Here is a 20,397-nt window from a genome sequence, read left to right on the forward strand (position 1 = left end):
CCACAAATTTAATTAAAGTTACAATTATGAATAAAAAAGTAGTTATTGTCTCAGCGGCAAGAACACCTATCGGAAGCTTCTTAGGAGCATTATCAAGCATACCTGCAACAACATTAGGAGCAACAGCAATTAAAGGTGCTCTTGAAAAGATAAATTTAGACCCAAATTTAGTAGATGAAGTATATATGGGGAATGTAGTTCAAGCTGGCGAAGGACAAGCTCCTGCTAGGCAAGCTGCATTAAAAGCAGGTTTATCTAAAGAAGTTCCTTGTACAACAGTAAATAAAGTATGTGCTTCAGGAATGAAAACAGTAATGTTAGGTGCACAAGCTATCCTTGCTGGAGATGCTCAAATTGTAGTTGCTGGAGGAATGGAGAACATGAGTCAGATTCCACACTATGTTTATATGCGAGAAGGAATTAAATTTGGACCAGCTACCTTAATCGATGGACTACAAAAAGATGGACTTGTAGATGCATACGACAATAATGCAATGGGAGTAGCAGCGGACTTGTGTGCTACAACTCACAATATATCTAGAGAAGAGCAAGATGCTTTCGCTATCAACTCTTATGCTAAAGTAGCTAAAGCTTGGGAACAAGGAAAATTCAACAATGAAATCGTTCCAGTAAGCGTACCTCAACGAAAAGGAGATCCTATTATAGTAGATAAAGATCAAGAGTTCACTAATGTTTCTCTGGATAGAATTCCTTCTCTGCGCCCAGCATTCACAAAAGAAGGTAGTGTAACTGCTGCAAATGCTTCGACTATTAATGACGGAGCTGCCGCTTTAGTTTTAATGAGTGAAGAAAAAGCATTAGAATTAGGTATTAAACCTCTAGCTTATATTGCAGGTTATGCAGATGCTGCACAAGAGCCAGAATGGTTTACTACAGCTCCTGCTAAAGCGCTTCCAAAAGCACTTAAAAAAGCAAATATCGCTTTAGACCAAGTAGATTGTTTTGAATTCAATGAGGCCTTCTCTGTAGTTGGTATTGCAAATACCAAACTTCTTCAAATTGATCCTGAAAAAGTTAATATCAATGGAGGTGCTGTAGCTTTAGGTCACCCTCTTGGTTGTTCTGGAGCTAGAATCATAGTAACATTACTAAATGTACTAGAACAGACAGATTCTAAAATCGGAGCAGCAGCTATTTGTAACGGAGGTGGAGGAGCTTCTGCAATAGTGATAGAAAAGGCTTAATTTAGCTAAATTATAAATATTTATAAGGATGGGGTTGATAAGTTCAAACTCATCCTTTATTTTTGCATCCTAATTCAAATCATCATTATGTTTGCATACTGCAATCTTCCCATAGTTCCTGTTCGTTTTGAACCAAGCGATAGAAGCGAAATGGTAACACAAATCCTATTTGGAGAACACTTCACAATTTTAGAACAAACCCCAAAATGGTCTAAAGTTGAATTGGCTCTTGACAAATACCAAGGTTGGGTAGATAACAAGCAATTTCAAATTATTTCCAAAGAAGATTATAATTTGCTGGAAACAAAATCTACTATCTATTCTGGTGAATTAGTAGACTTCATTACCAATGATGCCAAACATTTAATGAGTATTCCTATTGGTAGTTGTTTAACAGGGCTTTCTATAGGTTCGATTAATACTGAGAACTTCAGCTATAAGGGCAATTGTATAACAGGTACATTTGATAAATCCCTTTTCTTAAAGACTGCTTTTATGTACTTAAACGCCCCTTATCTTTGGGGAGGAAAGACCCCTTTTGGAATAGACTGCTCTGGATTTACCCAAATGGTCTACCGCATAAATGGACATCAAATACCAAGAGATGCATCTGTTCAAGCAACAGTTGGAGAAGTTCTTAGTTTTATAGAAGAAAGTGAAGTGGGAGATTTAGCTTTTTTTGACAACGAAGAAGGTCATATTACCCATGTAGGAATCATTATGGATAACAACTATATTATTCATGCCCATGGTAAAGTTAGGATAGACCGTTTAGACCAATTCGGTATTTATAACATAGATACGGGGCGACATACCCATAAATTAAGAGTTATAAAGAAAATTGTTTAAAATTTATTAACTAGTGAAAAAATATACTTATTTTTCTTAAATATAGAGTTTTTTAACAATCGTTACCTTCATTATTTAAAAGCAAAAAAATAAAAACGTATATTTGAACAAAATCTAGATACTATGAATACTTTCGAGCAATTTAATCTACCGAAAGCTTTAGATAAAGCCCTTAATGAGCTAAATATTACTACTCCTACTCCAATTCAAGTTAAATCTTTTCCAGTGATTTTATCCGGAAGAGACGTAATGGGAATTGCTCAAACAGGAACTGGTAAAACCTATGCTTACTTACTACCTATTTTAAAACAATGGAAATTTGCAAATACAGAGACTCCAAGAGTGGTAATTATTGTACCAACTAGAGAACTTGTAGTGCAAGTTGTAGAAGAAGTAGAGAAATTAACCCAATACATGTCTATTCGTACTTTAGGTGTATATGGAGGTACAAATATTAATACACAACGTAAAGCTGTTTACCAAGGGGTAGATATTCTTGTAGGGACTCCTGGAAGAATGATGGACCTTGCTTTAGACGGAGTATTGCGTTTTGATAATCTACAAAAGTTAGTCATTGATGAATTTGATGAGATTCTAAATCTTGGATTTAGAACCCAGCTTACTTCTATCTTAGCCATGATGAAAAACAAAAAACAAAATATTTTGTTTAGTGCTACTATGACCGAAGAAGTAGATGAAATTCTAGATGAATACTTTGATTTTCCTGAAGAAGTTTCTTTAGCTAACTCAGGTACACCTTTAGAGAAAATTGATCAGCAAGTATATCACGTACCGAACTTTAATACTAAAATGAATGTTCTAATGCATTTATTAAAGGATAAAGAGACTTTCAACAGAGTACTTGTTTTCATTAACAGTAAGCGTTTAGCCGATGTAGTTATGGAAAAATTAGAGAAAGAATTCCCAGATGAATTTACTGTTATTCACTCTAATAAATCCCAAAACTTCCGTATGAGATCTATGGCTGAATTCCAAGCAAGTGAACTAAGAGGGTTACTTACCACAGATATTATGGCAAGAGGATTAGATATCTCGGATATTTCTCACGTAATCAACTTACAATTTACAGAAGAGCCAGAGCAGTATATCCACCGTATTGGACGTACTGGTCGCCAAGATAAAGAAGGTATAGCTATCTCTTTAATTGACCCTAAAGAAGAAGAACTACTGCTTAATGCGGAGACTTTAATGGAAAAAGAACTAAGAGTAATTGAAATACCTTCTGAGGTGGTAATCTCTGAATCTTTAATGGAATTTGAGAAGTCAAAACTTAAGTCAAAACAACTTACCAAGGTTAAAAAGCCAATCGAAAAAGGAGAAGCATTCCACGAGAAAAAAGATAAAAACAAAAAAGTTAACTTAGGAGGACCTGGAAAGAGAACACCTCGTAAGAATAAACCTCGTAACAGAGCAGTAGAAGCAAAAAGAGCTGCAAAGCGTAGAGGAGAAAGATAACACATACAAAAAGGCTTAGGATAACTTCTAAGCCTTTTTGCCTACAGCAACTATCCTATGGTAATGTAGGAATAATAAAAAATGGGTTTCAATTAATTGAAACCCATTTTTTATTTATTATATCTTATAGATTAATATCATCACCTGGTTTGTGCTTATGCTTAAAGAAAATTGCAAATAAGATTGCTACCACTAAAGCATACCCTGCGAATGTCATCCATATAAAATTCCATTCTTTTATATTAATAGGAATACTTAAAACACCATTATCAAGCAATTCAGAGCCTTTACTACTGATCATTCCAAGTAAAGTAGGATTATCTGCCGTAGTATCTAAATAAGTGGCTAAATCTCCAATTTTTGTAAAGCTCTTGGTAAAATATACATCAATTAGATTACCTGCGATTAAATTACCTAAAATTGCTCCAAAACCATTTGTCATCATCATAAACAATCCTTGGGCAGAAGAACGCATAGAAGGTTCTGTGGATGTTTCCACAAATAAGGATCCAGAGACATTGAAGAAATCAAAAGCCATTCCGTATACAATACAAGAAACGATTATCATCCAAAGTCCAGTTCCAGGGTCACCTAGTCCTAAGAAAGCAAAACGAAGTACCCATGCAAGCATAGAAATAAGCATTACAGTTTTTATCCCAAAGCGTTTTAAGAAATAAGGAATAGCTAGGATAAATAATGTTTCAGAAACTTGAGAAACTGCAAGGATAATAGTAGAGTATTTTACTATTAAAGAATCCGCATATTTAGGAAAGAATTTAAACTCATCTAAAAATACATCACCATATGCATTAGTTAATTGTAAAGCTGCACCAAGACACATAGAGAAACCAAAAAACAAAGCCATTTTGTAATTAGCAAAAAGCTTAAAAGCATCTAGTCCAAGTATTTCTAACCAAGTATTTCCTTTTCTTTCTCCTTTTGGTTTACAAGCAGGCATAGTAAAGGAATAAATTCCTAATAAAATAGCCCCAACTCCTGCAATAAGAAACTGAATATCGGTTGCTTTATTACCACTTAAATTGGTAACAATCATAGCTACAATAAAACCAATAGTTCCAAAAACTCTAATTGGAGGAAAATCTTTTACAACATCATAATTGTTACTTTTTAAAATATCATAGGAAATAGAGTTACTCAAAGCGATAGTAGGCATATAACAAAACATTGCAAAAAGCATTACCCAGAAAAATTGATCAGGAGTAGTTACACTACTTAAATAAAATAAACTACAACCATAAAGAATGTGTAATATTCCATATAGCCGTTCTGTATTAATCCACTTATCCGCAATAATTCCTGCGATAGTAGGCATAAACACAGAGGCAATCCCCATAGTAGCAAAGATTAATCCAAACTGGCTTCCACTCCATCCTTTAGTATTGAACCAATAGTTTGCTATTGTTATCAACCAGGCGCCCCATACAAAAAACTGCATAAAACTCATGATAGTTAATCTGGTTTTTACATTTTTACTTGATCCCATAAATTTCTACACTATATCGTTTATAAAATTTTAAAAGTTATTTTTTAATCTTGTTGGCATTTAGCTACAAGATCTAGTATTAAGTTAAATTGTTCTTCTATACTCAAATTAGAGTTATCTACTTCAATAGCATCCTTGGCTTTTACTAAGGGAGAATCCTCTCTACTTGTATCGATTTGATCCCTTTGTACTACATTATTATAAACTTGTTTATAAGTAATAGAAGGGTCTTTTTCAATCAACTCATCAAAGCGACGTTTGGCACGAATCTCCGGTGAGGCAGTCATGAATATTTTAAGCTCAGCATCTGGAAACACAACTGTTCCTATATCTCTTCCATCCATCACTACTCCTTTTGAAGTACCGAAATTCTGTTGTTGTTCTACTAGTTTTTTTCTAACCTGACTAACTGCAGCAATTTGACTCACAAAGCCAGATACTTCTAATGATCGAATTATTTGCTCTACGTTTTGGTTATTTAAATAGATTTCAGCAAAACCTTTTTCAGGATTGTATTCAAAGTGAAGTTCTACTTGATCTAAAGCATCTATTAATTTACCTTGGTCAAATCCATTTGTATCAATAAAGCCTTTTCGCATGGCGAATAAAGTTACCGCTCTATACATGGCACCTGTATCAATATATACATACCCTAATGTTTTAGCAAGGGACTTAGCTAGAGTACTTTTTCCAGTAGATGAAAATCCATCAATTGCTATTGTAATCTTTTTCAAAACTAATTGATTTTAAAAAGTTAAAAAAATAATTCTCTTTCCAATTAAAGAAAGAAAATTGTTCCTTGTAGAGGATAAACCAAGTGAAAATAATCTTTTTAAAAACGATTTTTACTTTGTAGCAATTTAGAATTTGAATCTTGTTGATTGCTTTACAAAACAAGATATCTTACACTATAACTACTTTTCACTATAAAGTCTACAACCTAGCAAAGGTACATTTTCTAATTCTTTTGCTACAAAATTAAATCAACTAATATACACTTTTAACTAACTACTTACCTACTAATTATTTAGAGGATGATTTTACAAATAAAAGAAGCTTTTTTAAGAATACTTTTAGACTAATATGTACTTAAAAAAAGAATCCATTATACTTATTTCGGCTAAAAATAGCTCAGAACTAAATTCGGGTGCGGTTTTCTATTTTAAAAGTAGTAAATTAAAAAAGGGACTGTCAATTTCTGACAATCCCTTTTTTAGTGTTATTTATAAAAAACCTTGGTTTTAATTTTTTTTGGTATTCGGTTCTTTCTTAGGTATATCGAAAACAATTGCATTTTTCACTTTCTGATCCAGTAATGCAATATCTAAAACTTCTTGCATCTTTTCAACAAAGTGAAAAGTAAGTCCTTTTAAATAGTCTTCTTTGATTTCATCGATATCTTTTTTATTGTCCTTGCAAAGAATAATCTCTTTTATATTAGCTCTCTTAGCTGCAAGTATCTTTTCTTTTATTCCTCCTACAGGTAAAACCTTTCCTCTTAAAGTAATCTCCCCTGTCATTGCAAGGTTCTTTCTAACTTTTCGTTGAGTAAAAGAAGAAACCATCGAGGTTAACATAGTAATTCCTGCGCTAGGCCCATCTTTAGGTGTTGCTCCTTCAGGAACGTGAATGTGTATCTTATAATTATCTAAGACATCTTGAGAAATTTTCAACTCCTTTGCATGTGCTTTGATGTACTCTAAAGCGATAGTAGCTGACTCTTTCATCACATTACCTAAGTTACCTGTAATGGATAATCCACTCTTACCTTTACTTACAAGAGATTCAATATATAAAATATCACCTCCTACACTTGTCCAAGCAAGTCCAGTTACCACACCGGCTACATCGTTATTTTCGTATTTATCACGATCAAAACGAGGAGTACCTAAAATATCCGTGATGTCTTGCTCGGTTACCTTAACATTGTATGGTTCTTCCATAACAATACGTTTTGCAATACCTCTAGCAACATGTGCCAATTGCTTATCTAAACCGCGTACCCCAGATTCTCTAGTATAATTACTGATAATAAACTCCATTTGTTTTTTTCCAACTTGGAGCTCTTTAGTAGTTAAACCATGTAAGCCAATTTGTTTTGGAAGCAAATGCTGTTTACCAATTTCTACTTTTTCCTCTATAGTATACCCATTCATCTCAATAATCTCCATACGGTCTCTTAATGCAGGCTGTATAGTAGATAAACTATTAGAAGTGGCTATGAACATAACTTTAGATAAGTCATATCCCATTTCTAAAAAGTTATCATAGAAATCTGAATTTTGCTCTGGATCTAATACTTCTAATAAAGCAGAAGATGGATCGCCATTATGGCTCGTAGATAACTTATCGATTTCATCTAATAAGAAAACTGGATTAGAAGTTTTTGCCTTCTTTATACTTTGGATAATACGCCCTGGCATTGCCCCAATATAAGTTTTCCTATGTCCCCTAATTTCTGCCTCGTCTCTTAATCCTCCCAAAGAGATTCTAACATATTCTCTTCCTAAAGCATTTGCAATGGACTTTCCAATAGAAGTTTTACCAACCCCCGGAGGTCCATATAAACATAAAATAGGCGATTTTAAATCGTTTCTTAATTTTAGAACAGCCATATGTTCTAGAACACGTTTTTTCACATCTTCTATCCCATAGTGCTCCTTATCAAGAATCTTTTGAGCATGTTTTAAATCAAAGTTATCCTTAGAGTATTCTCCCCAAGGAAGCTCCAACATTAATTCTAAATAATTACGTTGAATACCAAACTCAGCTACTTGTGGATTCATACGTTGGAACTTCAACATCTCCTTGTCAAACCTTTCCTGTACTTGCTTGTTCCACTTCTTTTTCTTAGCCTTAGCTTTCATTTCCTCGAACTCCTCTTCATTAGAAAATCCACCTAATTCTTCTTGGATGGTTCTCATTTGTTGATGAAGAAAATATTCTTTTTGCTGTTGGTCTAAATCAAAACGTACCTTATTTTGAATTGTATTTTTTAACTCTAGCTTTTGAAGCTCTAAATTCATTAGTTTTAAAGTCTCATAAGCTCGTTGCTTCAAGTCATTAATTCTCAATAAATTTTGCTTTTCCTCTACCGTTAAGTTCATATTAGAAGAAACAAAATTGATTAAAAAAGAATTACTCTCTATATTTTTTATTGCAAAGCTAGCCTCAGAAGGAAGATTTGGATTTTCCTTGATAATTTCAATAGCTACTTCTTTAATAGAATCAACTATAGCTAAAAATTCCTTTTCTTCTTTTTCTGGTCTAACTTCTGTTCGTTCAGAAACAGTCGCTTTTAAATAAGGCTCTTCTTGAACTAATTGCTCTAAGTTAAATCTCTTTTTACCTTGTAAGATTACTGTAATGTTTCCATCAGGTAATTTTAATAGCTTTAATATCTTTGCAACAGTACCTTCGTGATAAATATCATCCATCGAAGGGTCTTCTGTATCTTCATTCTTTTGAGCTACAACTCCAATAGTTTTATCTCCTTTATTGGCAGCATGTAACAATTCAATAGATTTATCTCTACCAGCAGTAATAGGTATAACAACCCCCGGAAACAAAACCATGTTTCTCAAAGGTAAAATAGGTAACTCTTTTGGTAATTTCTCCATACTCATCTCCTGTTCATCTTCATGGCTTAAAAGAGGAATAAATTCAGAATCTCCCTCAACCATATCTTGCAACGACAAATTGTCCAATGTTATTATTTTTTGATTCCCCATAATTATTTTAGCGTCATTTTGTCAGTCTTATCTTGTATTATCGAAACAACTCATGTGTTGTATTTATACAAAGTACTGAAAGACAATATTATACATTTATTCCATTCTTATTCACTTAGTAATAAGTCAATCTTTATGCCACAAAAAAATCCCTATAATTTCTTTAGGGATTTTCTATAATGCAATACATACAAGAAACTATTGTTCTTGCGTACTTAATTTAAATCTCCCAAACTCTATTAACAAAGGATCCTTACCTTGTTCTATAGGGTGAAGTTCTAAAGTAAATTTACCTTCCATTAAAAATCCATTACCCTCTTGGGTATTTTCTAATAAATCTATACTAATCTTAGAGTTAGCAGTAAATGTGCCATTGGTCTTTCCTAAATCATATCCTACTCCATTTTCAGAGAAATACACCGCAGAAAAGCCTGGTTGGGAAAAATCATATATTTGGCCTTGTTTAATCTGGTCCGATGGTAGGGTAATCTCAATTTCCATTTCGGGATTATCCACTCCAATAGCTTTTATTATAAAGCTATTTTCGCTCAAAATTAGATTGGCATTATTATTTCTGAAAATCTCCTCACTAATTTCTGCCTCTAAATAATAAGGCTCAGCCCTTTTATAAGGCAGATCTACAAAACTTCCAGATATTTTGAAGCTTTGTATGGAAGGGTTTGCTCCACCATTAATAGAATCATTTTCATTACCCATCGGAATCATCATTAAATCAAAATTACCATTAACTACATGAGAGCGCTTATTGATGTACTCCATTTTGACAAAACCAGTAACATAACCAGGACGTTTAGGATCAACCGAACTATAAGTTAAGTCCAATTCTTGGTTCCAATAAAGCGACGGGTTACTTGCTCCAGGAAAGATTCCAACTTGAAAAAGTCTTGTAAATAATTGCAAAGAATCTTGTCTTTGCATTAAATCATTTACGATTAACTTAAACTCTCCTTTTTTATTAACTGTAGCAAATATATCCTCGCGAAATATCTCTTCAGTATCTTCTATAACTACTTTAACAACAGGCTTACCTACTACATCACTATCTTTTAAATAAGGATCTACAGGTTCATCTTGACAAGCATTGACCCCTATTGCTACAAGAGCAAAGACAAAAGCTTTAGCTATGGAATATATTTTGTTCATATTTTTTGTTTACTAAACTTTATTAAAGTTATCTTTTATTATTATAATTTACTAATTATTTCCTTTTAAATTATCTTAGATTTACCCGGAACCCTCCACAGTAGAACAAGCCCTAAAGCGAAAAACAGAATTAAAAAAAGGATAGCATTTTGCATCTTTCCAGTCAAGTCACTAATCAGTGCAAACATTAACATACCTATTACAATACCTATTTTTTCAGTTACATCGTAAAAACTAAAATAAGAAGTAGTATCACTAGTAGTTGGAAGCAATTTTGAATAAGTAGACCTAGATAAGGCTTGAATACCACCCATAATTAATCCAACACTTGCTGCTGCAATATAAAACTGATCAGGCGTCTTTATCATATAAGCATAGCCACATACTATTATCCATAACGCATTTAAAATACAAAGCGTATATATATTGCCAATTTTCGTTGAAATTTTACTAGTTACAAACGCTCCAGCAATAGCCACAAGTTGAATAACTAAAATACTTACAATTAAACCACTTGTTCTTTGGGATTCACTTTGCCATGCAATTTCCTTTTCTCCAAAATAAGCTGCTATAATCATCACAGTCTGCACTGCCATACTATAAACGAAAAAAGCCACTAAGAATCTCTTTATCGCAATTTGATTAGAGAACTGTCTCCAAACGTTTTTTAATTCAGAAATACCATTAAAAACAATCTTAGATGAAAGTTTATTATTGTTTTTAAAATCGGGTAAAACCCTAAAAGTATAAAAGCTAAAGCCCAGCCACCAAAGTCCAGTTAATACAAAACTATATCGCATTGCTTGGATAGGACTTAAAATACCTAAAGCATCAGAATTCATTATTAACGCCAAATTTATTAGCAGTAAAACAACGCTTCCAATATACCCATAAGCAAACCCAAGTGCACTTACACTATCTTGCTGTTTTTTAAAGGCTATTTCTGGTAAATAGGAATTATAAAAAACCAAACTCCCCCAAAAACCTACTAACCCTAATAAGTAAACTAAAAGACTTAGTAGAACATCACTTAGATTGAAAAAGTATAAAGACATACAACTTATGCTACCTAAGTAGCAAAAAAATTTCATAAAGAATTTCTTTCTGCCTAAGTAATCGGCAATTCCCGATAGTATAGGAGATAATATCGCAATGATTAAAAACCCAAAAGCAGTGGTATAGCCAATTACAGACTCACTTTTGATACTATATCCCAATATAGTTAGGCTATCCTGGTTTATTTCTCTGAACAAAACTCCATAAAACAAGGGAAAAATAGAGGACGAAATAACTAAAGAATAAACAGAATTTGCCCAATCATAAAAAGCCCAAGCTTTCAATAAACGCTTATCCCCTTTGATAAAGTTCAATTTCATAAAAACATTTTTAAGACCTAAGATAGAGAACTACTTAGTATAATACACTCCAAATTTAGCTGCTTGTTCTTTTGCTTTTGGCACAAGACGCTTTAAGTTTTCTATTCTTTGTTGATTTCCTGGGTGAGTACTCATAAATGAACTACCCGAATCTCCTCCTGTTTTTTCTGCCATTCTAGCCCAAAAATCTACTGCTTCACTTGGATTATATCCTGCTATAGCCATTAGAGTTAGACCGATTTCATCTGCTTGAGTCTCGTTTGCTCTTGAAAAAGGTAGCATTGCTCCAACTTGTGTACCCGTTCCATATACAGTAGACCAAACTTGTTGAGCCAAGGGACTAGAGTTTTGCGTTAACAAACCAACTGCAGCTGCACCTCCTTGCTGAAGCATTGCCGCGCTCATCCTTTGTTGCCCATGATTGGCTAGTGCGTGGGCAATCTCATGCCCCATTACAGTAGCAATACCTGCATCATCTTGGCAAACTGGTAAAATACCAGTAAAAAAAACTATTTTCCCTCCTGGCATACACCAAGCATTAATTTGATCATCCTGTACTAATTTATATTCCCAACGATAATCCTTTAAGTAATCTTTATATCCGTTTGCATCTAACCATAAAGCTGCTGCTTGACTTAGTCGCTTTCCGACCTGTTCTACTCTTTGAGCATCTTTAGTACCGCTTATAGTTTTATGTTCCTTTAAAAAGTCGTCGTATTGTTGGAAAGACATTGGAAATAAAGAAGAATTCGGCGTCAAAGCCATAGTTTTCTTCCCTGTAAATGGATTAGTTGCGCATCCTATTAGTAAAAACATACTTCCTAGTAAAATACTTATTTTCTTCATTGTGTCTTTTTTTTCAAAATTATAACATTTTTTTATTGTTTTCTCTCTTTAGTAGTTGCAATTTTTCCACTGCCTGATATCCCAGTAATTTGAACATCAAATATCACCCTTATCCCATTTTTTTAACTATGAGTAAAAAGAGTTTCTACTTTATATTTAAAATACACCTTTACATTTAGCCTAGCTTTCTATCTATCTACTAACCTCTGTGAATTACTCTATAAAGTAGCTCATAACTCAGTATCTACAGCACTTAAAAGCCACTTTAGCAAAATTAAATGCTACATCGCAATAAAATTTTGTAATTTTACATCAAACATCAATTAACTAATGAACAACCAAAAACCAAAGCAATCTTTAGAAGTTCCTAAGACCATAATAGTGACAGGAAAGATTATTCAGTTTTTCTCTAAAAAATTAGCGTCAAAATTTGCGCAAAATCTTTTTATTACCCCTATTAAATTCAAAGCACCAAAAAGAGAAAAAGAAATGCTTGAAAAAAGTATCATTTCTCGTATTAGTGTATTGGCAATAGCTAAAGATATATATGTTTACCAATATGGTAGTAATGTAAAGGCTAATAAAAAAGCATTACTGATACATGGGTGGAATGGCCGAGCAACTCAAATGGTTACCATCGCTAATATGCTAACCAAACAAGGCTATGACGTGGTAGCTTTCGATGCACCTGGTCACGGAAAAAGCCCTAATACCAAAACAAATCTAGCAGAATTTATCGCTAGTGCTTTAGAAGTTCAAGAACAATTCGGCCCTTTTGATTTAGTAGTAGGACATTCTTTAGGAGGAATGACAACTGTTAATGCATTAGCAAGAGGCTTAAAGGCTAAAAAAGCCGTTATCATTGGAAGTGGAGATGTAGTAGAAGATGTAATAGATGACTTTGTCAAACAAGTAGAATTAAAACCAGAAATTGCACAATTGATCAAAGATAAATTCGAAAAACAATTCAATCAAAAAATGCAAGATTATTGTGTACACTTAAAAGCCAAAGAAATCGACATCCCTTTACTTATCGTTCATGATACAGAAGACTATGATGTTCCAGTAAAGGCTGCTTATCAAATTAAGAAACAAAAGCCAGACGCCAAACTTTTAATCACAGAAGGGCTTGGCCACCGCAAAATACTTGGGGACAGAAAAGTGATTGAAAAAATAATGGATTTTATAAAAGATGAATAGTCAAACAGGCAAAATACTTTTACTATTTCTGTTAATTGGATTATCTTGTTTAGCATGTCAACAAAAAGATACTACTCAAAATTCACAGCAAATGAAAAAAGATAAAAACACTTCAGAAGAGCAATGGAAGAAAGATCTCTCACCAGAGCAATTTTACGTATTAAGACAAAAAGGAACAGAACCACCTTTTTCGGGAAAGTATAATAATTTATATGAAAAAGGTACTTATCATTGTGCAGGATGTAATACACTACTTTTTGACTCTGAAACTAAATTTGATGCACATTGTGGTTGGCCATCCTTTGATAAAGCAATAGAGGGTTCTGTAGAATATATAGAAGACTTCAGTCATGGCATGAATCGTGTAGAGGTAATTTGTGCTAATTGCAAGGGACACTTAGGGCATGTCTTTGAAGATGGCCCCATAGAAACAACAGGTAATCGATATTGTATGAACTCTGTTTCTTTAAAATTTCAACCAGGTGAAAAATAAAAAAAAAGGGCTGTCTACTCACAATTGAAGACAGCCCTTTTTTTAATAAATCATTTTTATTTCCTTTAATCCAAAGTGCTCAACATTACCTTGTTTTAATTGCACTATCAATAACCCATTTGGACTAACACCTTGAATATAACCTTGAATCAAGGTTTTATCCGGTAGTTCAAAATGGGCTAATTTGTCCTTTTGATATAAATAATCATGGTATAACTTCCATAGATCTGTAGCATTACCAATTTTTAGTTGCTCTAAATTCTCACTCAAGCATTCTAATACACTCTTGAGCACTATTTCTTTATCAAAAGGATTTCCACAAAGTAGTTGCAAAGAACTAGCCTGAGGTAAATCATCTAAGTTTTGCTGATTAACATTTATACCAATTCCTACAATACTGACTATTTCTGTAGAGGATTTTATACTGTTTTCGATTAAAATACCAGCCACTTTTTTATTATCTGCCAAAATGTCGTTAGGCCATTTAATAGCTAAAGAAAAATTAGAGCATTTCTTTATACCTTGTAAAACACTTAATGCTACCAGAATATTTAAGTCAAATATTTGGCTAACATCGCTTAATGAATCTTTTACTAATACACTAAAACTTAGACTACTACCTTCTTGAGAAACCCATTTTGTTCCTCTTTGACCACGACCTTCTAGCTGCCTATGGGCTGTCACTACGGTGAGATTCGATAAATTACTGGCCATCGAAAGTTCTTTCAAATAAGTATTTGTTGAACCTATGGCATCGAGTTTGATTATATTCATATAAAATTATTATAGACAAATCTAAAGCGATTCACTATATTTGAGGCCAAAATTAGACAACTAATATAATTAATCGCGTAAAATCGCAGAAAAAAAATAGATGGCAGACAAACAAATCAACAACGACGAATTAATTGCTAATATTATAAAAGGTATTGAAGCAGTGAAAGGAGAGAATATTACAATTATTGATTTAAAAGATATTGATAATACCCCTTGCGATTATTTTATTATCTGTGAAGGTAACTCTAGTACACAAGTAAATTCTATTTCTAATTCTATCCAAAGAGTAGTTTCGAAGGAATTACATGACAAACCATGGCATGTTGAAGGAGAGGTAATTTCTGAATGGGTACTGATGGATTATGTGAATGTAGTTGTTCATATTTTTCAAAAGCATATTCGTGATTATTATCAAATAGAAAACTTATGGGGAGATGCTAAAATCACCAGAATTGATAGCCAATACTAATTAAAACTATTTTTCATGGCAGGAAATATGAAACCAAAACCAAATAAGTCAAAATTTAATCCTTGGGTATTATACGGAAGTGTAATTGTGATTATTTTGGTTATACAACTTTTAACGAACGGCAGTGGCTTAGGCGATTCACGTCAATTAAGCTTGTCTAAATTATATGAATACCTTGAAAAAGGATATATAGAGAAAGTAGACTTTAATAGAAGTGTAGCTAAGGTATATGTAAACAAAGAAGCTTTACAATTACCTGAATTTGAAAATCTTCAAAAGAAATCTATGCTAGGTAGAGATAATAATGGTCCTCAATTCATTACTGACATTGGAGATCCAAAAATCCTACAAGAAAAGCTAGATCAAGCAGTTAATGATGACAAACTGGCAGAATTCAACTCTGAACCTGAAAGTAATTGGGGTGACATCCTATTTAGCTTCCTACCAATTGTAATCTTAATAGGTTTTTGGCTATTTATGATGAGACGTATGTCTGGAGGAGGTGCCGGTGGCGGAGGTGGCCAGATTTTCTCCATTGGAAAATCCAAAGCTAAACTTTTCGATGAAAAAAACGATGTAAAAGTTACTTTTAAAGATGTAGCTGGATTAGAAGGTGCAAAAGAAGAAATCGTCGAAATCGTTGAATTCTTAAAAAACCCGGAAAAATATACTAACATTGGAGGAAAGATTCCTAAAGGAGCACTTTTAGTTGGTCCTCCTGGAACAGGTAAAACTTTATTAGCTAAAGCAGTTGCTGGAGAAGCTAAAGTTCCTTTCTTTTCATTATCAGGTTCAGACTTTGTAGAAATGTTTGTAGGAGTTGGAGCTTCAAGAGTAAGAGACTTATTCAAACAAGCTAAGGAAAAATCACCTGCTATTATTTTCATTGATGAAATTGATGCTGTTGGTAGAGCAAGAGGAAAGAGTAACTTCTCTGGTTCGAATGACGAAAGAGAAAATACATTAAATCAACTATTAACAGAAATGGATGGTTTTGGTTCTCACACTAACGTTATCGTACTTGCTGCAACCAATAGAGCTGAAATTTTAGATAAAGCCCTTTTACGTGCTGGAAGATTCGACCGTCAAATTTATGTGGACTTACCAGATGTTAAAGAAAGAGAAGCTATTTTTAATGTTCACTTAAGAAAAATTAAAAAAGTAGATAACCTTGATATTGACTTTTTAGCCAAACAAACTCCAGGATTCTCTGGAGCAGATATTGCTAATGTTTGTAACGAAGCAGCTTTAACAGCAGCTAGAAAGAACAAGACTCAAGTAGATATGCAAGACTTCTTAGACGCTGTAGATAGAATTATCGGAGGTTTAGAGAAGAAAAACAAAATCATTACTCCAGAGGAAAAGTATGCAATTGCTATTCATGAAGCTGGACATGCTACGGTGAGTTGGATGTGTGAACATGCTGCACCTTTAGTAAAGGTTACCATTGTACCTAGAGGACAAAGTTTAGGAGCTGCTTGGTATTTACCTGCAGAACGACAAATTGTTCGTACAGAACAAATGTTGGACGAAATGTGTGCAACTATGGGAGGTCGTGCAGCAGAAAAAATTGTCTTTGATAAAATTTCAACTGGCGCCTTAAGCGATTTAGAAAAAGTAACTAAACAAGCCAAAGCAATGGTTACCATTTATGGTTTGAATGAAAAGTTAGGAAATATTACTTATTACGATTCTTCTGGGCAGAGTGAATATAATTTTGCAAAACCATATTCTGAAAACACGGCTTTATTAATTGATCAAGAGATTTCTAAATTAATTGAAGGTCAATACCAAAGAGCACAGGAAATCTTAACTACTCATCGCGATAAGTTAATTGAGCTTGCCGATTTACTTTGTGAAAAAGAAGTAATCTTCCAAAAAGATTTAGAAAGTATATTTGGAAAAAGACCTTTTGATAAAGAAGTAGAACAAGAAATTAGTAATGTTCAAGACATTGTTCACCAAGAACAGGTTGAACAAACTCAGAATCAAGAACAGGAAGTAATACAAAATCCAACAGATAAACCTATTACACCTCAAGGCGATACTCCAGTGCAGGAATAAACATTCACGCGCTAATCGATAAACGAAAAAACTTAACTTAAAACAATGCTTTAAGTTAAGTTTTTTTTTATCTTTGACTACCAAATGAATTTTATTTAAATATCTCTATCATATTCGTATGAGTTTTTTTAAGAAGCTATTAAAAGTTTTTCAAAATACACCATCTGATACAGAAACAGAAAAAGAGAAAAGAGGACAATACCTCCCTCCGAAAGAAACACCTGTAGATGAACTCTTCACTATTAACTTCAAAAGTAATGGTGGAAAATTCTTGTATTGTGACTCCAACGATGAATTGGAAGAAACTTTTATTAACATTCTTGTAGAAAACGACTGGTTTGAAAAAGAGGCATTAACCTATGAGAATAATATTTTTTCCTTACTAAAGGATAACAACATTAATTTCCAAGATGTTAATCAACCTAGCTTTTTTATTGCTTCCTGTGAAAGCTTAATTGCAGATGATGGAGCAATTCTATTTTCCGATAGACAGTTAAAAGATAATAAAGCAAATCACTTACCTAGCAATATTGTGGTCATTGCAAAAACAAGTCAAATCACTAGATCAAAAAGCGATGGTTTAAGAGAAATTAAAAAGAAGTATGGAAGTTGCTTACCTAGCAATATAACCGCTTTTAATTGCTTTAAACCTTCAGCTGTAGAGAGTGATTTTTTGAGTTACGGTAGAACTCCAAAAAATCTATACTTATTACTATTAGAAGATTTATAAAATGTCAGAAACTCTTACACGGGCCATTTCAGGTGTTATATATATAGCATTACTTATTGGGGCCACTTTATTTTCAAGTATTTCTTTTGAAATACTTTTTAGTTTTTTTATGCTAGTAGCAGCATATGAATTTTCAAAGCTAATAAATTTCTCTAAAGTTATTTCCCTAGGATTAACTCTAGCAAGCCTTGGGCTTTACTTTTTTGATAAAACCATTTTACCCATATTTACCATAGCAAGTGTTTCTATCTTAATACTTCTAGCTTTAGTAGCTGAGTTATTTTCAAAGGCTACTCCTAATAGATCTTTTCCTATTAAACTTATTATTCTTCTGGGCTATATTATAGCTCCTTTTCTATGTTTACTTTTCCTACCTTTTACCCAAGAGGGATATACTCCACAGGTCATTATAGGGATCTTTATCCTAATTTGGACAAATGATACTTTTGCATATATCGTAGGTAAGAATTTTGGAAAAAGAAAACTACTAGAAAGAATTTCTCCTAAAAAGACAATTGAGGGCTTTTTAGGTGGTATTTTCTTCAGTATTATAGCCGCAATTATACTTAGTCAATTTTTTAGCTTTTTTTCTATTACAATATGGATAAGTAGTGCTATTTTTGTGGGAATTTTTGGCACAATTGGAGACTTAGTGGAATCACACTTTAAAAGAATGGCTAAAGTAAAAGACAGTGGTAATATTATGCCAGGTCACGGAGGTATTTTAGATCGTCTAGATAGTGTTATATTTGTAGCCCCATTTTTGTATATAATTTTTCAAATATTATAATCATGTTTCACAAAGAAGGAACTAAAATTATTTTTTACTCTTTAGTAGTAGCAGTTGTATTGATAATTGCAGCAGATTTTTTAATAAATATGCCTTGGCTAAGAATGACTATTCAATCCATAGTATTAGTATTCTTATGCTTAGTCTTACAGTTTTTTAGAAATCCAAACAGATCCATACAACCTAATAACAATACTATATTAGCTCCTGTAGATGGAAAGGTAGTAGTTATTGAGGAAGTTTTCGAACCAGAGTACTTTAAGGATAAGCGATTAATGGTTTCTATTTTTATGTCTCCTGTTAACGTTCACGTTACTAGATACGCTTTAAGCGGAGAGGTAAAATATAGTAAGTACCATCCAGGTAAATACTTAGTAGCTTGGCATCCAAAAGCAAGTGAAGAAAATGAAAGAACTACCGTTGTAATAGATAACCCTGTATTTGGAGAAGTAATGTATCGTCAAATAGCAGGAGCATTAGCAAGGAGGATTGTAAACTATGCAAAAGTAGGACAACAAGTTGAACAAGGCCAAGATGCAGGTTTTATTAAATTTGGATCAAGAGTCGACCTATATTTACCTTTAGGTACTAATGTAGAAGTCGTATTGAATCAAAAAGCAATTGGTAATATAACACAAATAGTACATAAATAAGTGATGAACACTTTAGATAAAGAATTCCATGAAGCATATATTCGCATTTCTAACGAAGCAGTAAATCTTGCTCCAGATGTAATGTTAAGAATTTATGCTTTTTATAAACAAGCTACAAACGGTTTAAGTCATAGAGATTTTGAAGACATGTCAGGTAATCTGAAAAAAGCTTTTAAATTCAACGCTTGGACTCAAGTAAGTCATTTAACAACAGCTCAGGCTAAAGAGGAATATATTAAACTAGCAAAACAAATCTTAGATCCAAACCAAGGTAATGAATAGAAAACATTTTTTTGTTTTATTATTATTAAGTGGGCTTGCAATAAACTGTGATACCAAAGAAACCTCAACAGAGATTGAAATCCCTGAAAGAGAATCCTTTGTTATTAAGAAATCTGAATTCACAGACCCTGCAAATATCAAAACCAATCAAGGTCCATTTGATATGCCTGGACTAAGCTATGATTTCGAGGAGTTTAGGATTGTAGATTCAAAGACTGCCTTTACACATTATCAGAACTATCATTTAGCATATGCAAATGCGTTAAATACAGCTATTCACAATACTATTTATGAAAAAGATAGTATTGTGGATATTCTAAAAAAAGTAAAACAGGATAACCCAGAAGTTAAAAATCTAAGCGGGGCCTATTACAATCATAATATTTACTGGTTAAGTATTGATCCTATACACCAAACTACTCCTAAAGAAGAGATTCTAATGGCCATAAATGACAATTTTGGTTCTATTGATCAGTTTAATATTCTATTTAAACAAACAGCTCTTTCTCAAGTAGGTTCTGGTTGGGTTTGGTTGATTAAAAGACCTAATAACACTTTAGAGATCCTTTGGACCCCTAATAATGAAAATCCACTAAGTACTATAAGTGGAGCAAAAATACTCTTAGGAATAGATCTATGGGAACATGCCTATATCGCGACCTACCCTAATGATAGTAAAGCATACATAGAAAAATGCTTAAAGCATTTAAATTGGCAATATGCCAACTTACAATACATAAAAAAATAAGCTAATGATTTCTCATTAGCTTATTTTTTTATTTTATTTT

At 33.0% G+C, this 20,397-nt stretch carries 19 protein-coding genes; 12 read left to right on the forward strand and 7 right to left on the reverse strand.

What is annotated here, in order from left to right:
- Positions 1 to 26: 26 nt before the first annotated feature.
- From ACYSNX_RS02420 to ACYSNX_RS02430, 3 genes are all read left to right on the forward strand, one after another.
- Positions 27 to 1,205 carry an acetyl-CoA C-acyltransferase gene (locus ACYSNX_RS02420; protein ID WP_461753091.1) on the forward strand — a complete coding sequence of 393 codons (1,179 nt, stop codon included), beginning with the start codon at positions 27 to 29 and terminating at the stop codon, positions 1,203 to 1,205.
- 87 nt (positions 1,206 to 1,292) lie between these two features.
- The gene (locus ACYSNX_RS02425; RefSeq protein ID WP_461753092.1) at positions 1,293 to 2,054 is read left to right on the forward strand and encodes a C40 family peptidase; all 762 of its coding nucleotides are present in this window, start codon (positions 1,293 to 1,295) and stop codon (positions 2,052 to 2,054) included.
- Between the two features lie 123 nt (positions 2,055 to 2,177).
- A complete protein-coding gene (locus tag ACYSNX_RS02430; protein WP_461753093.1) occupies positions 2,178 to 3,530 on the forward strand; it encodes a DEAD/DEAH box helicase in 1,353 nt (450 codons plus the stop codon).
- A 124-nt stretch (positions 3,531 to 3,654) separates the two neighbouring features.
- On the opposite strand, the gene ACYSNX_RS02435 is transcribed toward ACYSNX_RS02430, so the two are convergent.
- From ACYSNX_RS02435 to ACYSNX_RS02460, 6 genes are all read right to left on the reverse strand, one after another.
- Entirely contained in the window at positions 3,655 to 5,034 is a 1,380-nt protein-coding gene (locus ACYSNX_RS02435; RefSeq protein WP_461753094.1) for a nucleoside permease, read from the reverse strand.
- Between the two features lie 44 nt (positions 5,035 to 5,078).
- The gene (cmk, locus tag ACYSNX_RS02440) at positions 5,079 to 5,768 is read right to left on the reverse strand and encodes a (d)CMP kinase (RefSeq protein ID WP_461753095.1); all 690 of its coding nucleotides are present in this window, start codon (positions 5,766 to 5,768) and stop codon (positions 5,079 to 5,081) included.
- A gap of 507 nt (positions 5,769 to 6,275) precedes the next feature.
- Positions 6,276 to 8,765, reverse strand: coding sequence for an endopeptidase La (gene lon, locus ACYSNX_RS02445; protein ID WP_461753096.1), 2,490 nt, complete (start codon positions 8,763 to 8,765; stop codon positions 6,276 to 6,278).
- A gap of 198 nt (positions 8,766 to 8,963) precedes the next feature.
- On the reverse strand, positions 8,964 to 9,929 hold the full coding sequence (locus ACYSNX_RS02450) for a hypothetical protein (RefSeq protein ID WP_461753097.1): 966 nt from the start codon (positions 9,927 to 9,929) through the stop codon (positions 8,964 to 8,966).
- Positions 9,930 to 9,994: 65 nt separating this feature from the next.
- Positions 9,995 to 11,305: an MFS transporter gene (locus ACYSNX_RS02455; protein WP_461753098.1), complete on the reverse strand. Its 1,311-nt coding sequence runs from the start codon at positions 11,303 to 11,305 to the stop codon at positions 9,995 to 9,997.
- 30 nt (positions 11,306 to 11,335) lie between these two features.
- Complete coding sequence (locus tag ACYSNX_RS02460; protein WP_461753099.1) at positions 11,336 to 12,151, reverse strand: M48 family metallopeptidase; 816 nt, start codon at positions 12,149 to 12,151, stop codon at positions 11,336 to 11,338.
- Between the two features lie 330 nt (positions 12,152 to 12,481).
- Here ACYSNX_RS02460 and ACYSNX_RS02465 point away from each other — a divergent pair, with 330 nt between their 5' ends.
- Together ACYSNX_RS02465 and msrB are read left to right on the forward strand one after the other, a co-directional pair.
- On the forward strand, positions 12,482 to 13,351 hold the full coding sequence (locus ACYSNX_RS02465) for an alpha/beta hydrolase (RefSeq protein WP_461753100.1): 870 nt from the start codon (positions 12,482 to 12,484) through the stop codon (positions 13,349 to 13,351).
- Positions 13,344 to 13,844 (forward strand): peptide-methionine (R)-S-oxide reductase MsrB, encoded by a 501-nt coding sequence (msrB, locus tag ACYSNX_RS02470; protein WP_461753101.1) that lies wholly within the window; start codon positions 13,344 to 13,346, stop codon positions 13,842 to 13,844. The genes ACYSNX_RS02465 and msrB overlap by 8 nt, the downstream gene beginning before the upstream one ends.
- Before the next feature lie 42 nt (positions 13,845 to 13,886).
- Here the strand turns inward: msrB and ACYSNX_RS02475 are convergent, their stop codons facing one another.
- Positions 13,887 to 14,618 (reverse strand): biotin--[acetyl-CoA-carboxylase] ligase, encoded by a 732-nt coding sequence (locus tag ACYSNX_RS02475; protein WP_461753102.1) that lies wholly within the window; start codon positions 14,616 to 14,618, stop codon positions 13,887 to 13,889.
- A 100-nt stretch (positions 14,619 to 14,718) separates the two neighbouring features.
- Between ACYSNX_RS02475 and rsfS the strand changes: the two genes are divergently transcribed.
- The 7 genes from rsfS to ACYSNX_RS02510 all read left to right on the forward strand — a co-directional run bounded on the left by rsfS (position 14,719) and on the right by ACYSNX_RS02510 (position 20,357).
- Positions 14,719 to 15,090 (forward strand): ribosome silencing factor, encoded by a 372-nt coding sequence (gene rsfS / locus ACYSNX_RS02480; protein WP_461753103.1) that lies wholly within the window; start codon positions 14,719 to 14,721, stop codon positions 15,088 to 15,090.
- 15 nt (positions 15,091 to 15,105) lie between these two features.
- Entirely contained in the window at positions 15,106 to 17,154 is a 2,049-nt protein-coding gene (ftsH, locus tag ACYSNX_RS02485; protein WP_461753104.1) for an ATP-dependent zinc metalloprotease FtsH, read from the forward strand.
- Between the two features lie 118 nt (positions 17,155 to 17,272).
- Entirely contained in the window at positions 17,273 to 17,884 is a 612-nt protein-coding gene (locus tag ACYSNX_RS02490) for an LUD domain-containing protein (RefSeq protein WP_461753105.1), read from the forward strand.
- 1 nt (position 17,885) lies between these two features.
- On the forward strand, positions 17,886 to 18,674 hold the full coding sequence (locus tag ACYSNX_RS02495; RefSeq protein WP_461753106.1) for a phosphatidate cytidylyltransferase: 789 nt from the start codon (positions 17,886 to 17,888) through the stop codon (positions 18,672 to 18,674).
- Positions 18,675 to 18,676: 2 nt separating this feature from the next.
- A complete protein-coding gene (locus tag ACYSNX_RS02500) occupies positions 18,677 to 19,327 on the forward strand; it encodes a phosphatidylserine decarboxylase family protein (RefSeq protein WP_461753107.1) in 651 nt (216 codons plus the stop codon).
- A gap of 3 nt (positions 19,328 to 19,330) precedes the next feature.
- Positions 19,331 to 19,609, forward strand: a complete 279-nt coding sequence (locus ACYSNX_RS02505) for an acyl-CoA-binding protein (protein ID WP_461753108.1) — start codon at positions 19,331 to 19,333, stop codon at positions 19,607 to 19,609.
- On the forward strand, positions 19,602 to 20,357 hold the full coding sequence (locus tag ACYSNX_RS02510; RefSeq protein ID WP_461753109.1) for a superoxide dismutase: 756 nt from the start codon (positions 19,602 to 19,604) through the stop codon (positions 20,355 to 20,357). Before ACYSNX_RS02505 ends, ACYSNX_RS02510 begins: the two co-directional genes overlap by 8 nt.
- The last annotated feature ends 40 nt before the right edge of the window (positions 20,358 to 20,397 follow it).

It is taken from the genome of Myroides sp. LJL115 (genome assembly GCF_054871665.1).